This is a genomic window from Eubacteriales bacterium mix99 (assembly GCA_038396605.1).
Lineage (GTDB): Bacteria > Bacillota > Clostridia > Caldicoprobacterales > DTU083 > UBA4874.
This window is the reverse complement of the sequence record CP121690.1, coordinates 2,816,034-2,830,313: the sequence shown is the minus strand read 5'-3', so window position 1 is coordinate 2,830,313 and position 14,280 is coordinate 2,816,034. Positions and strand designations below refer to the sequence as shown.

The following is a 14,280-nucleotide window of genomic DNA, read 5'->3' as shown; positions in this document are numbered from 1 at the left end:
GGAATAAAGGTGATAAGATGTCTGACTTTGTGCATCTGCATGTGCATACCGAATACAGCCTGCTGGATGGGGCAGGCAGAATACCGGAGCTGCTGGACCGGTGCAAGGAGCTGGGAATGCCCGGAATGGCCATTACGGATCATGGTGTCATGTATGGCGTGGTGGAATTTTATCAGGAGGCAGTTGCCAGGGGGCTGAAGCCGGTCATCGGCTGTGAAGTCTATGTGGCGCCCCGCAGCATGAAGGACAAGGAGGCGCATACGGACGGCAATTATACCCATCTTGTCCTTCTTGCAGAGAATCAAACCGGTTATCGGAATCTGATGGCTCTGTCTTCCCTTGGGTTTACAGAAGGATTTTATTACAAACCACGGATTGATTACCCAACCCTTGCCAGGTATTCAGGGGGCCTGATTGGGCTCAGCGCATGTCTTGCAGGAGAGATTCCCCAATTGCTGAAACAAAGGCGCTATGATGATGCAGTGGCTGCCGCCAACCGCCTGAACGGGATTTTTGGACAGGGATCCTTTTATCTGGAACTGCAGGACCACGGATTGCCTGCCCAGAGAGAGATCAATGAAGGGCTGGTTCGGATCAGCAGGGAAGCCGGCATTCCGCTGGTCGCGACCAATGACGTGCACTATATCAACCGGGAGGATGCCGATGCCCATGATGTCCTGCTCTGCATCCAAACCGGAAAGACCATAGAGGATGCCGACCGGCTCCGCTTTGAAACTCCGGAGTTCTACCTGAAATCCCCGGAGGAAATGGAACTTTTGTTTCGGGAGTATCCGGAAGCTCTGAAAAATACCGTGAGGATCATGAACCGGTGTCATGTCGGGTTTGAATTCGGCAGGCTCCACCTCCCGAAGTATGATGTTCCGGCTGGCTGTACCGCAGAGCAGTATCTCAGGGACCTCTGCTACAAAGGGTTGAAGGAACGATATCCGGAAGTGACGGAAGAAATCCGGGATCGCCTGGAGTATGAGCTCCAAACCATCATTCAAATGGGATATGTGGACTATTTCCTCATTGTATGGGACTTTATCAAATATGCCAGGGACAACGGGATTGTTGTCGGACCGGGTAGAGGCAGTGCCGCCGGGAGTCTGGTGGCCTATACCCTGTATATCACGCAGATCGATCCGATGAAGTACGGCCTGCTGTTTGAGCGCTTCCTGAATCCGGAGCGTGTCAGCATGCCGGATATTGATGTGGATTTCTGCTATGAAAGACGGCAGGAAGTCATTGATTATGTCATTCGGAAATATGGGGAGGATCATGTGGCCCAGATCATTACCTTTGGCACCATGGCAGCCAGAGCTGCCATCCGGGATGTGGGACGGGCTCTGAACATGTCCTATGGCGAAGTGGATCGGATTGCCAGGATGATTCCCTATGAAATCGGAATGACCATTGACAAGGCAATGGAAAGGAATCAGGAGCTGAAAATGCTCTACGGGGAGGATTCCTCCACCCGGTCCCTGATTGATATGTCCCGGAAGCTGGAAGGACTGCCGAGACATGCATCCACTCATGCGGCCGGTGTTCTGATCACCGGGCAGCCGGTGACGGATTATGTTCCGCTGCAGAAAAACGATGATTGTGTTACCACCCAGTTTCCCATGGGAACGCTGGAACAGCTGGGACTGCTGAAAATGGATTTTCTCGGTCTGCGCACCCTGACGGTGATCCGGGATACGGTCGGGATGATTGGGCGGAGCAACGGGGAAAAGCTTGATATCTATTCCATTCCGCTGGATGATGCATCGGTTTATGATATGCTCAGCCAGGGGGATACGGATGGTGTGTTTCAGCTGGAAAGCGCCGGCATGAAGCAGTTCATGAAGGAGCTCAGGCCATCCACCTTCGAGGATATCATAGCCGGGATTTCCCTTTACCGGCCGGGACCCATGGACCAGATCCCAAGGTATATTGCAAACAAAAACCATCCGGAGTCCATAGAGTATACGGATGAAAGCCTGGAACCCGCACTGAAGGTGACATATGGATGCATGGTCTATCAGGAGCAGGTCATGCAGATTGTGAGGGATCTGGCGGGATATTCGCTGGGAAGATCCGATCTGGTGCGCCGGGCCATGGCGAAGAAAAAGGCCGATGTCATGCAGAAGGAAAGGGAGTACTTCATTCATGGTATCCTGGATGAAGACGGGAATGTGACCGTACCGGGAGCGCTGCGCAACGGCGTTCCGGAGGGAAAGGCCAACCGGATCTTTGATGAGATGATGGAATTTGCCAAATATGCCTTCAACAAGTCCCATGCTGCGGCATATGCCCTGGTTGCCTACCATACGGCGTGGCTCAAATGCCATTATCCGGTTCCCTTCCTGGCAGCCCTGATCACCAGTTTTATGGGGAACAGCGGGAAAGTTTCCGGCTATATTCAATACTGCAGGAAGAAGAACATCCCGGTGCTTCCGCCGGACGTGAACGAAAGCTATGCCAGATTTACGGTTCGCGATCATTCCATCCGTTTTGGCCTGGCTGCCGTGAAAAATGTGGGAACGTCGGCGATTGAAGCGATTATCAAAGTTCGGGAGGGAAAGGGCCGGTTTGTCAGCTTCCTGGATTTCTGCCGGAAGACGGAGGACGTGGGGATCAATAAAAAGATGGTGGAAAGCCTGATCAAATGCGGCGCGTTCGATTCCCTGGGGGCCCATCGTTCTCAGCTTCTTGCGGTTTATGAAAAGATTCTGGACAGCTTCGCCCAGGACAGAAGGCGAAATGTTTCCGGACAGCTGTCCCTGTTTGGCGGCGCTTCATCTGCTGCACCTGCCGCATACCAGCTGGATATTTTGCCGGATCGGGAGGAATTTCCACTCAAAACCTTACTTTCCATGGAAAAGGAAATGACAGGTGTCTATATCAGCGGGCATCCTCTGGATGAGTACAAGGAATCCCTGGAAGGCTTTCAGACCACTCTGGATATTCTTGGCCTGCAGGGTGAGGATGAGAAGGAAACGATGGCGGAAGGAAGCCTGCCGGCTACGGATCTGGCAGACGGATCCCCGGTTACACTGGGTGGTATTCTTATGGATAAGAAGATCAAATATACCAGGAATAACAGCATCATGGCATTTGTTACCCTGGAAGACCTGTATGGCACTATTGAAGTCATTGTGTTTCCCAGAGTGTATTCCAGGTTTTCTTCCTTATTGAATACCGATCAGGCTGTGATTTTGAAGGGTAAAATCAGCCTTCGGGAAGAGGAGGATCCCAAAGTCATCTGCAATGAGGTGGAGCCCCTGGTGTCCGACAGGATGTCCGGAAAAGCATCCGGGAAAAGGATCGGAAAACGGACCGGAAATGCATCAGGAGATACTTTCGGCAAGGCGTTCAGGAGCACCTCCGGCAAGGCGTCTGGAAGCACCTCCGGCAAGACGTCCGGGAGCACCTCCGGCAAGACGTCCGGGAGCACCTCCGGCAAAACATCTGTAAAGGAGCCCGGGAAAAAGGGACACAGGCTGTACCTGAAGATATCCAGGGACCGCAGTCCGGATGTTCAGCAGGATATCTGCAGCGTGTTGAAGAAGTACAGAGGAAGTATTCCGGTGTATTTATATCTGGAGGCGACGGACAAGCTGTATCAGTCCAGCCCGGATTTATGGATCCGGCGGGATTCTGTCCTGCTCCGGGAATTGACCGGAATGCTTGGGGAACGGTGTGTTAAAATGGTATAATGAGTATATCTTAATAATAATGAAGGGCAATGCACAGCAACAGATGGAAAACGGGAAAGAAGGAGGCACGGCATGTGGAGGGTTGTCTATATGGCCCGGACAAAAGCGATGGCTGACCACATAAACAAACTATTGGTCAGGGAAGGGTTTCTGATCAAATTAAAGCCTGTCTATCGGAATGTCCCGGAGGAAGAGAACTACTACGAAATTCTGGCTCCAAAAACAGAAGCCCAGGAGGTCCATAATATATTAATGGAAAATGGTTTTTAAATCGTTTGTAAAGTGCTACAATGCTTGATAGAATTCCATGAGAGGAGAAACATTATGAAAAAAATCGGAGTTTTAACCAGCGGCGGCGATGCACCCGGCATGAATGCAGCGATCCGGGCGGTGGTAAGGACAGCTGTCTACAAGGACATGGAGGTTTATGGAATACGGAGAGGATTTGACGGCCTGGTCAACGCAGAGATTGATCGGATGGACGTGAAATCGGTTGGAGAAATCCTTCATCGAGGCGGCACGATTTTGAATACGGCGCGGTCTGAAGCGTTTAAAACTGAGGAAGGGCTGAAAAAGGCAGCAAATGTACTGGAGATATTTGGAATTCAAGGGCTTGTGGTGATAGGAGGAGATGGATCCTTTCACGGGGCTATGGACTTAAGCGAACGGGGAATTTCTGTCATTGGGATACCTGGTACGATTGACAATGACATATCCTGTACGGATTTTACCATTGGATTTGATACTGCGGTCAATACCGTGCTGGATGCCATCAGCAAGATCCGGGATACGGTATCTTCCCATGAGAGAACGAATATCGTCGAAGTGATGGGCAGACATGTGGGGGACATTGCAATCTATACGGGGATTGCCGGCGGAGCGGAAGGGATCCTGATACCGGAAAAGCCGATGGATATCGATCAGCTGTGCAGACGGATCATTGAAGGCCGGCATCGCGGCAAGAACTCCAGCATCATTATTCTGGCCGAAGGAGTCGGCAAGGCTTTCGAAATGGAAAAGGTGATTGAGGAGAAAACCGGAATGGAGACCAGGGCAACGGTACTGGGCTACATTCAGAGAGGCGGCAGCCCGTCGGCGGCAGACATCATACTGGCCAGCCGGATGGGCCATTATGCAGTGGAGCTGCTGGAAAAGGATGTGGGCAATCGGGTGATCAGTACCCGGGGAAATCAGATCGTGGATGATGATATCAAAGACGCTTTGGCTATGACCAGGCCATTCAACAAGGAATTGTATGATCTCGCACAGATTCTTTCCATTTAATGAAACAACCGGATACTGCAGTATGAAATATCGGACTGCCCGGGTACGAATACCGGGTAGCTTGAATTATCTGGGAGAAATAAGCCGGGGAGGAATCGGATGATTTGTGAGAATACGCAAATCCGGGTACGGTACAGCGAGACAGATCAGATGGGTGTGGTTTATCATTCCAATTATTATTCCTGGTTTGATATCGGCCGGACGGACTGGATGCGGGAAGCAGGCATGAGCTATCATGATATGGAGCGCAGGGGGATTTTGCTCCCCGTGTTGGAATCGCATTGTGTTTACCTTCACAGCGCAAAATATGATGATCAGCTGACGGTACGTACCAGGATTTCAAAGTTCAGGGGAATTCGTTTTACAGTGGAATATGAAGTAATCCGGGATGCAGATGGATTGCTTCTTGCACGTGGCAGCACGGTTCATGCTTTTACGGATGCCGATCTGAAACCTGTGAATGTAAAAAAGAAGCAGCCGGAAATATATGAGATATTCCGAAAAAATATGGAATAGGATATCGGATGAAAGAATGGCGCGATAGGGACGACGAATGACAACAACGAGCTGGAATCTGTCGGAAACGAAGAGGAGTCAGGATGAGACCGGAAATACCTGTTATAAAAAATCAGGATTATGAAATGAATATAGACCGCCTTGGAACCAACGGAGAGGGCGTCGGCCGTGTGGACGGCTTTACTGTCTTTGTGGAGGGAGCCCTGGCGGGGGAAAGGGTGCTTGTTAAAATCGTAAGGATCGCCCGGGCCTATGCCTATGGAAAGCTCCTGGATATCCTACAGAATTCTCCTCTTCGCATCGAACCTTGGTGCCCGTATTTCAAGGCCTGCGGAGGGTGCCAGCTCCAGCACCTGACTTATGATGCCCAGCTGGATTATAAGACGGAGAAAGTACGGGATGCGTTGGAACGAATCGGGCATTTGAGGGATGTTACTGTCCATTCTGCCATAGGCATGGATGAGCCATGGAACTATCGCAATAAAGCCCAGTTCCCTGTGGGATTGGTAAAAGGCCGCCCTGTGCTGGGCTTTTATGCTGCCAGGAGTCATAATCTGATCAATATTGAACAATGCCCCATACAGCATGAAGTCATCAACCGGGTCATGTGCCTCATGCGGGAATTCATTCAGACCTATAACATCCCCGTTTATGAGGAAAGTACCCACAGGGGTGTCCTTCGGCATGTGGTAATCAAAGTGGGCTTTCGGAGTCATCAGTTGATGGTCATTGTCGTGACCAATGGGGAGCTTCATCGGGAAAAAGAGATGATTTCCCTTTTGAAAGATGGCTTGCCGGGGATCACCAGCATTATACAGAATGTTCAAACGAAAAAAACAAACGTGGTATTGGGGGAAAAAAACATTACCTTGTGGGGATCCGATTCCATTCTGGATGCGATTGGCGATTTAAAGTTTAGGATATCCCCGCTGTCGTTTTTTCAGGTCAATCCGATTCAAATCAAAAAACTGTATGGCAAAGTTCTGGAGTATGCAAACCTGACCGGGAAGGAAAAGGTCGTGGATGCCTATTGCGGGATCGGCACCATTTCTCTTTTTCTTGCAGGCAAAGCGGCAAAGGTTTACGGAGTGGAAGCGATCCCGCAGGCAGTCCGGGATGCAGAAGAAAATGCCGGATTGAACGGGATAGAAAATGCAGAGTTTCTGGAAGGCCGATCGGAAGCGGTACTGCCAAGGCTTTCCGGGCTTGGGCTGCATCCGGATGTCGTGGTGGTGGACCCGCCCCGCAAAGGTTGTGACCCCAAATTGTTGGATGCGATTGTAAAAATGGCACCGGAAAGAATGATTTATGTCTCCTGCAATCCAGCCACTCTGGCAAGAGATCTGAACCTTATGTCGGAGAATGGGTATCAGGCAGAGGAAGTGCAGCCGGTCGATCTTTTCCCCCAGACAATGCATGTTGAGACGGTAGCATTGATGTCACGCAATATGTAGTGTATGCATGGCAATCTGACTCATATATATTGTATTTCGAGACGGGGAAAGACCAATAATAGACTACTGTACATTGATAGTATTATTCGATATAATTAGGCTAAAATAAGGCGAAAGGAGGCGGTACAGTGAGCCCAAAGGTGTGGTATATACCTGCCAAAAGAACTGATCCGGGCATGAATGTTGGCATCTACTGCAGGGTTAGTACCGGTGAAAAGAACCAACTAAATAGCCTTGCCGCACAAATAGCAGCTCTAACAAGAGCGGTGGCCAATGTCGAACAATGGAAACTGACTGATACGTTTATAGATATTGGTACCGCAAAGGGAGAAGCACCGCGCCGAGAATTTGAGCGGATGATCCGAGAAGCTGAGGCGCATCATATATCGGTTATCCTTACAAAAAGCATCAGCCGGTTTGGAAGAGATAGCGTTGATACGCTTGAGGCACTTCGAAGACTAAAAGCCGCTGGAGTACGTGTCATATTTGATGAGGATGGTCTTGATACAGATGTAGTTGATGATGATCTGCTCATTTCTGTTGCTGAGTCATTTGCGCAGGCTGAAAATGAGACCAGAAGCATGAATATCCGCATAGGATTCAGAAACCGCGCTTTGAACGGCAGTTCCGGTAATTACCGAAAGCGCCTGTATGGTTATGTGAAGGACGATGATGGAAATCTCGTGGTAGAGCCGACACAGGCACAAGTGGTACGTGATATATTCCGTTGGTACATTGACGGAGCAAGCATATTGGGGATTACAAAGAAACTGGCTGAACAAAAGATTCCCTCTCCTACGGGAAAAGAACGGTGGAGCAAGAGGTCAGTAGACACCCTGCTATCAAACGAGAAATACATAGGAACTGTGCGGCTGGCAGACTCTGTGACGGAGGGTCAGATGTTTGAAATGAAGGACAGCCACCCGCCGATCATTACAGAGGACGTATTCCGTGCCGCGCGGGAAGCACGAGCGAAACGAAGCAATATTGTTATTACCGAATCTGGTGAAAGGCAGAGGAAGAGCACGAAATACAGCTCCAAAAAGCAAAAATAGCCTACTCATCTGAGATGGCGATATGGATGTACGATACACTCAAACAGCCAGAAAACCTTTGTAAATAAAGGAAATTCTACAAGTGTGTGAAATAGCCTAACTTTCACATGTTGAGACGGTAGTATTGATGTCAAGGGTCGAAGGGAAATAGCCGCGAAAGTCCAGTAATACTGCGGTTTCTGGCAATCGGGCAAATTTGGCATCGGGCATACAAAACGCTTCTCGGTAACTTATCCAAGGGCAAATCAGGAAAAAAAGAGTGAGGGTTGAGTTGCCTTGATAGATGTCACTATGTTGAGTTGCCGAGTTAGATGTCGGGGAGTTGTGGCTGTAAGATAGACGTCAGAGACGTTGAGATAAAATAGCATTCGGGGGTATCTCGTTATGAGCAAAAAAGAAAAAGACACATATGTCAAAAAGAAGAAGGACATGAATTTCCAGAGCGTGGAATCCATGCAGTCAGTTGTTAATGTTGTAAACGAGGCTGCAGCGGCTCTGAATGATAAGAATCGTACCATTAAAGAAAGTGCAATTCCAGAAGTTTTGGCTGGTGCTCTGGGAGCCGGTATTGGTGGCGTAGGTTCTTTTGCGGCTCTTTACGGTCTTGGCGTTGTTGGATTATCTGCTGCTGGTATCACATCTGGTCTTGCTACAGCAGGTGCATTAATTGGTGGTGGTATGGTCGCCGGAGTATTTGTTCTTGCAGCTCCGGTCGCAGGCCTTGCTGCCGCGGGGGTGGGTGTTGCCTCTCATCTGAAGAATAAACAGTTACGGCAGGAAAAGGAACGTTTATACAAAGAAGCCTTGAAGAAGCATGAGGCTATAATTAAGGCAATGAAGACAGAAGCCGATGCAGGCAAGGAGAGAATGGATTATTTGCAGAGCCTCAATATTCTATTGCAACAGGCTATAAAGGATCTACAGAAAGATCTGGGGATTGCTTCATGAGTAAACATGAGTAAATATAACTATAGTGAAGTTGAAAAACAGATTAATACCGTTCTCGCCCATCAGGAAAAGGAATTATTCGAAATACATCGTCCCTCAATATCCGCTGTAAATGATAGGATTTCTGAAAGTGAAGCTCTTTTGCAGAACCTCGGATATGGCAGACAACTTTCAGAGTTGAGAGCAGCGGCTCGAAATGTGCCAGCAGAAGTACCGAGAAAGGTTATGGTTGTTCCATCATGGGAGAATCTTTGCCTTGAAGCAGAAAGAAGCGTGGGGACAGGCAGCGAACTGGAAGATATATTTACTCCTGAAGAACTGGCCAATAACAATAGAGCAATTCGGCAGTTAAATAAAGAGTACAATGTATTACATCATCTGGACAAATATGATATTGCAATAAGTGCGGCAGCAGGATTGCTCGGCGCAGCCATAGATATTTTGCTGGTGGGTATTCCGCAGAAGACACCTGAAGGTCTTAAAGGCGGGACTCTTGCGAATTACGTCAGGGACTGGTTTGACAAGAAATTCCCGGAAGAAGAGATGGAAAAACTGGCTAATTCCAAGGTCAGTAAGGTTCCCTTTGATGCACAGGATAATCGTAATACAACGGTACGTGTTGAAGGGTTGTCTGCATATTATCATCGACTTCTTTCTCTTGGGCATGATCCTTTGCTTGGTCTAATATTTGGAGTGGCGGATATTCTAACAGGAAAAATGACCACGATCGATAAGACCGGTAAAATTGTGTCTCAGGTTATGGAAAACTATGCTGATCGAAAAGAAACAGATATCTTTGCAGCAATCGCAAAACAGATAATTCATTTCAAATCAGATATCACAACATCGATGGGACTTCCTGCTCCATTGATGGGATTATTCAATCTTTTGCAGGTTGGTGAAATTGGAGAATATGATCAGACCATTGCAGAGATTGTGCAGGGCATGTATTACGAGGGGTACGATTTCATACATTTCTGTACGCTGTCCATACCGGTCATGATTGTTGAAGTGGTAACAAGGATAGGGTATGCTTTCAAGCGAATTAAGGAAGGGTACTCTATCAAAGAATCCATTCCTTTTTCACTTGGTCGGGCGAAGCATCCAAAGTTGGCGACCATGCTGTTCATCGGGCATTCTGCGGCAACTGCTGTTAATGCTGGAAAAGTGTATTTTACGCAGAATCCAATGGCAATCAATTATCCACAGTGGATAGCTTTTGCAAAGTATTCATATCAGCAACTGAAATGGGTGTTAATAGAAAAACCGAGTGTGCGTGACGATTATGTTAGAGGAATAATAAACGAGCAACTTGCTGAGATATTTGAAGATGTAGATTCTACTTTTGATGAAATCTCCGCAGATTATATTGTAGTATTTGAGTAAAAACAAACAGACCAAGGCTCCCACATTACCATCATTGGTAGTAAGGGAGCCTCGTTTTATGCTTCGATTTCGATTATGATCCCTGACTTGAATTCCACGGTGAAGTGGTCGGCGAAGACGGTGATTTTGTCGATGAGCTTTTTGACCAGAGCCTCATCAAATTCTGTGATGTCGGTTTCCTGCCCGGCGATGAAGTCCTGCAGCTCGGCGATGCGCTTCCGGGTCTCCTCGCGGCTGCGGGTGTCTGCCTCGGCCTGTGATTTCTGCTCGCGCAGCCGGAAGATTTCATCGGCGATGGCATCGTAGTCCTGCTTGCTGTTGGCCTTTCGGATGAGCTCCTTCTGCAGCTCGTCGAGCCGTGCCTGGATACCGTCCGGGCTCATCGTGTCGGCGGCCATTATAGCTTTTGCTATGTTCTCCTGCATCTGCCGGAGGAAACCGTCGCTATCGGTGAGTATCCGATTGAAGGCCTTGACCGTGACCTCTTGCAATAGGTCTTCCTTGACGGTTCGGCTGATGCAGTTCATGGCGGCGCGGCTGGGTTCAAGGCGGCTGATGCATCGCCAGACGATGCTCTTGCAGCCGTGGTTATTCCAGTGGACGCGCCGGTAGAGCTCGCCGCATTCTCCGCAGACGACCATCTGAGAGAAGCAGTTGTTGCCGGAGTAGATGCGCTTCTGGCCGTTCGGCCCAGTGTGAACCTTCCTGCGTCGCACAAGCTCCGCCTGCACCTGCATGAAGATTTCCTTCGGAATGATGGCTTCATGGTCATCTTCCACATAGTATTGCGGCAGGGCACCGGAGTTGCGTACGCGTTTCTTGGTGAGAAAGTCCGTGGTTACGGTTTTCTGAAGCAGGGCGTCGCCCATGTATTTCTCGTTTCGGAGAATTTTGTTGATGGTGGAGTCGTACCATTTTGTCTTGCCCGCGCCGGTGAGGATGCCGTCCTGCTCCAGTCCTTCGGCGATCTTCTTCATGGAGAGCCCTTCGAGGTACTCGCGGTAGATCCGCTTGACGACCTCCGCCTGTTCCGGGTCGATGACGAGGTGCCCGTCGCTGTCCTTGGTGTATCCGAGGAAGTGATTGTGGTTGACCTGCACCTTTCCCTGCTGGTAGCGGTACTGTAGTCCGAGCTTCACGTTCTGGGAAAGGGACTGGGATTCCTGCTGCGCGAGGCTTGCCATGATGGTGATCAGAACCTCGCCCTTGGAGTCCATCGTGTTGATGGATTCCTTCTCGAACCAGACCGCGATGTTCTTGTCCTTTAGAAGCCGGATGTACTTGAGGCAGTCGAGCGTGTTGCGGGCGAATCGGCTGATGCTCTTGGTGATGATCATGTCGATGTTTCCGGCCATGCATTCGTCGATCATGCGGTTGAATTCATCACGCTTCTTTGTGTTGGTGCCACTGATTCCGTCGTCGGCGAAGATTCCGGCGAGTTCCCATTCCGAGTGGCTTTTGATGTACTCCGTGTAGTGGGAGACCTGCGTTTCGTAGCTGGTTTCCTGTTCGTCCGAGTCGGTGCTGACACGGCAGTATGCGGCTATACGGAGCTTCGGCTGCTCGGCTTGCTTGACGTTGTTTCCGACCTGCCGTCTGGCAGGGATGATTGTCACGTTTGCCATCACCGTGCCTCGCTTTCAATCAGGCTGTACAGGTATTCCGCCTGCTGCTTCGGGTCGTCGTAGGCCTGTTCAGGAGCGGCGAGCTTGAACCGGGTTGGCGGCTTTCGTGTATCCGGCGACTGCTTTTTCCTGTTCGTCCGTCCGAGCACCTTTGCCCGGCGCAGGCGTTCGGCCTGTGCTCTGTCGTAGGTTTGCTGGTCGATGATGGCGGGATAGTAGTCGTCTCCGAGGTAGTGCTTGTTTTCGAGCAGGCGTTTTGCCGAGCCGTGCCACGTCTCGATTCCTGCTTCGTGCGCAGCCCTGGCAAGCGCCATTCCGTCAAGGTAGTTCCTGTAGAGGTTTCTTATCTGCTGGGCTTTCTCTTCGTCGATGACCGCTTTGCCGTTTTCGGTTCTGTATCCGTATGGTGTGTGTCCCATGATTTTCACATCCTTTCCGTGAGCGTGAGCCCGCATTTGAGATGGAATACTGCCTCGTGCCGTGAGCGGATGACGATACGCTCAACGAACCGTGTAAAAAGCTGGTCGTCGAAGGCTTCCAGCATCGGGCTCTTCCCGGTGAAGCGCAGCAGATCCTCCGCCTGCATCTGAGCTGTGGCTTCATTGCTTGTCGTGTTCTTCAGGGCGTCTATCTGTTTTCTAATGTCGTCGGCCTGCGAGAGAAGCTCGGCGGTTTGCTGGCTGTAGATCACCTGGTCGATGAATCCCTGCGCCATGAGCTTCGTGAGCGTCTTGCGCTTGTCAGCGTTTTCTGCGAGGCCGGTTTCAAGATGCTGTATGCGGCTGAGTGTCTGGCTCGTCGAGCTCCTCTTCAGGCTTTCCGCGTAGGGTTTGAGGATCAGCCGGTGCGCGAAGATGAGTTTGTTCATCATGGCCCCGAATGCGAGCTTGAGGTCATTGTCCCGGATGAAGAGCATGGAGCATTTGCTTTTTTCGGCGAGATGCGTTTTGCAGCTCCATGCGGCGTAGCTTCCGTCCGTTGTGTAGTTGATGCGCCGCTTGAACGTTGCGCCGCACTCGCCGCAGATGATTCTGCCGGAGAATGCGTAGCGGTTCTGGTACTTTTCATCGCCCTTGCTGATGTTCTTCTCATCGGCCCGCTGGGAGATGAGCTTCTGCGCGGCTTCCCAGTCCTCGCGGCTGACGATGGGCTCGTGATGATTCTGCTGCAGGTATTGTGTCTTTTCGCCGTGGTTCAGGTGCCGCTTGTAGGCTGAATCCGACCACGTCTTCTGGTAAAGGCAGTCGCCGCAGTATTTCTCGTTTGCGATCATCCCGCGGATGCCGGATGGGCTCCAGTTTCCGCCGCGCTTTGTCGGGATCTGCTCCCGGTTAAGTTCAGTGGCAATGGCTGCGGTTCCCTTCCCGGCAAGCGTCTCGGAGAAGATGCGGCGGACAATCTGTGCCTGCTCTGGATTGATGGCCATCGTCTCGCCGTCCCAGTCGTACCCGTATGGTGGGTAGCTTATCTTGAACGTACCGTTCTCAAACCGTTTCTTGATGCTCCATTTGCTGTTCAGACTGATGGAAAGGGATTCGTCCGCTGCCATGCTGGAGAGGATGGAGAGGAACAGTTCGCTCTCCATCGCACCGGTGTTGATGTTTTCTTTTTCGAACCAGATGGGGATATTCTGCGCGAGGAGCTTTCTGACGAGTTCAAGACAGTCGGTGGTGTTGCGTGAAAATCGGCTGATGCTCTTGGTGATGACCATGTCGATCTTCCCGGCCTTGCAGTCCTGCATGAGCCGTTCAAGCTCCGGACGCCGGGATTTGCCGGTGCCGCTGATGCCCTCGTCGTAGTAGATCCCGGCGAACTGCCAGTCGTCGCGGGATGTGATGTAGCTTTCATAGTGTGTCTTCTGTGTTTCAAGACTTTCGAGCTGCTCGTCCGAGTCCGTGGAGACGCGGCAGTAGGCGGCAACACGCAGCTTCTTTGACTCTGTTTTTCCCTTGCTTGCCTGTTCGATTCTTGTGATTTTCTTCAATTGGCCTGCCTCCTTGTTCGTGTCTATCCATCACTCTTTTTCGGACACATAGCAAGCAGTTTTCGGATATATTTCCGCAAACAGGGGTGAGAATGCTTTGCGGTTGATGTCGCATAATTTGTTGAATTCCTCATCCGAAATAAGGCCTGTATCAAGCATGCATCTGGCAGTCCTCTGCGCCCGTTGGTAGTCGAGATCGCTGCGGATGCGCTCATCCGTGTAGTAGTTGTTTTCCTCCGTCATGATGTTTCGCCTCCTGCTTTCCACTGGAGGCTGGAGGCCCGTTTTGACGAAGCAGAAATAAAAAAGACCCACCGGCAATCCCGG

General features: G+C 50.4%; 12 protein-coding genes. 8 read left to right on the top strand and 4 right to left on the bottom strand.

The window, feature by feature from the left end; translation table 11 throughout:
- The first annotated feature begins 17 nt into the window (after positions 1-17).
- The 8 genes from QBE55_12685 (at position 18) to QBE55_12650 (ending at position 10,344) form a co-directional block, all read left to right on the top strand.
- Complete coding sequence (locus QBE55_12685; protein ID WZL79944.1) at positions 18-3,701, top strand: DNA polymerase III subunit alpha; 3,684 nt, start codon at positions 18-20, stop codon at positions 3,699-3,701.
- A 72-nt stretch (positions 3,702-3,773) separates the two neighbouring features.
- Positions 3,774-3,971, top strand: a complete 198-nt coding sequence (locus QBE55_12680) for a hypothetical protein (protein WZL78354.1) — start codon at positions 3,774-3,776, stop codon at positions 3,969-3,971.
- Between the two features lie 54 nt (positions 3,972-4,025).
- Complete coding sequence (gene pfkA / locus QBE55_12675) at positions 4,026-4,985, top strand: 6-phosphofructokinase (protein ID WZL78353.1); 960 nt, start codon at positions 4,026-4,028, stop codon at positions 4,983-4,985.
- A gap of 99 nt (positions 4,986-5,084) precedes the next feature.
- Positions 5,085-5,501, top strand: coding sequence for a thioesterase family protein (locus QBE55_12670; GenBank protein ID WZL78352.1), 417 nt, complete (start codon positions 5,085-5,087; stop codon positions 5,499-5,501).
- Between the two features lie 83 nt (positions 5,502-5,584).
- Positions 5,585-6,955, top strand: a complete 1,371-nt coding sequence (gene rlmD, locus QBE55_12665) for a 23S rRNA (uracil(1939)-C(5))-methyltransferase RlmD (protein ID WZL78351.1) — start codon at positions 5,585-5,587, stop codon at positions 6,953-6,955.
- A gap of 128 nt (positions 6,956-7,083) precedes the next feature.
- The gene (locus tag QBE55_12660; protein WZL78350.1) at positions 7,084-8,010 is read left to right on the top strand and encodes a recombinase family protein; all 927 of its coding nucleotides are present in this window, start codon (positions 7,084-7,086) and stop codon (positions 8,008-8,010) included.
- A 384-nt stretch (positions 8,011-8,394) separates the two neighbouring features.
- Positions 8,395-8,958 carry a hypothetical protein gene (locus QBE55_12655; protein WZL78349.1) on the top strand — a complete coding sequence of 188 codons (564 nt, stop codon included), beginning with the start codon at positions 8,395-8,397 and terminating at the stop codon, positions 8,956-8,958.
- Between the two features lie 6 nt (positions 8,959-8,964).
- Positions 8,965-10,344, top strand: a complete 1,380-nt coding sequence (locus QBE55_12650) for a hypothetical protein (GenBank protein ID WZL78348.1) — start codon at positions 8,965-8,967, stop codon at positions 10,342-10,344.
- A gap of 56 nt (positions 10,345-10,400) precedes the next feature.
- On the opposite strand, the gene QBE55_12645 is transcribed toward QBE55_12650, so the two are convergent.
- The 4 genes from QBE55_12645 to QBE55_12630 are packed head-to-tail and all read right to left on the bottom strand — an operon-like array spanning position 10,401 to position 14,196.
- The gene (locus QBE55_12645; GenBank protein ID WZL78347.1) at positions 10,401-11,969 is read right to left on the bottom strand and encodes a recombinase family protein; all 1,569 of its coding nucleotides are present in this window, start codon (positions 11,967-11,969) and stop codon (positions 10,401-10,403) included.
- Entirely contained in the window at positions 11,969-12,388 is a 420-nt protein-coding gene (locus QBE55_12640; GenBank protein ID WZL78346.1) for an integrase, read from the bottom strand. The genes QBE55_12645 and QBE55_12640 overlap by 1 nt, the downstream gene beginning before the upstream one ends.
- Positions 12,389-12,393: 5 nt before the next feature.
- On the bottom strand, positions 12,394-13,953 hold the full coding sequence (locus QBE55_12635; protein WZL78345.1) for a recombinase family protein: 1,560 nt from the start codon (positions 13,951-13,953) through the stop codon (positions 12,394-12,396).
- Positions 13,954-13,983: 30 nt separating this feature from the next.
- Positions 13,984-14,196: a hypothetical protein gene (locus tag QBE55_12630; protein WZL78344.1), complete on the bottom strand. Its 213-nt coding sequence runs from the start codon at positions 14,194-14,196 to the stop codon at positions 13,984-13,986.
- Positions 14,197-14,280: the final 84 nt, after the last annotated feature.

What these genes read in the sequence shown, in the direction of transcription:
- QBE55_12685 (WZL79944.1), top strand. Translation starts at nt 18, where the DNA reads ATGTCTGACTTTGTGCATCTGCATGTGCATACCGAATACAGCCTGCTG.
- QBE55_12680 (WZL78354.1), top strand. Translation starts at nt 3,774, where the DNA reads ATGTGGAGGGTTGTCTATATGGCCCGGACAAAAGCGATGGCTGACCAC.
- pfkA (WZL78353.1), top strand. Translation starts at nt 4,026, where the DNA reads ATGAAAAAAATCGGAGTTTTAACCAGCGGCGGCGATGCACCCGGCATG.
- QBE55_12670 (WZL78352.1), top strand. Translation starts at nt 5,085, where the DNA reads ATGATTTGTGAGAATACGCAAATCCGGGTACGGTACAGCGAGACAGAT.
- rlmD (WZL78351.1), top strand. Translation starts at nt 5,585, where the DNA reads ATGAGACCGGAAATACCTGTTATAAAAAATCAGGATTATGAAATGAAT.
- QBE55_12655 (WZL78349.1), top strand. Translation starts at nt 8,395, where the DNA reads ATGAGCAAAAAAGAAAAAGACACATATGTCAAAAAGAAGAAGGACATG.
- QBE55_12650 (WZL78348.1), top strand. Translation starts at nt 8,965, where the DNA reads ATGAGTAAATATAACTATAGTGAAGTTGAAAAACAGATTAATACCGTT.
- QBE55_12645 (WZL78347.1), bottom strand. Translation starts at nt 11,969, where the DNA reads ATGGCAAACGTGACAATCATCCCTGCCAGACGGCAGGTCGGAAACAAC.
- QBE55_12640 (WZL78346.1), bottom strand. Translation starts at nt 12,388, where the DNA reads ATGGGACACACACCATACGGATACAGAACCGAAAACGGCAAAGCGGTC.
- QBE55_12630 (WZL78344.1), bottom strand. Translation starts at nt 14,196, where the DNA reads ATGACGGAGGAAAACAACTACTACACGGATGAGCGCATCCGCAGCGAT.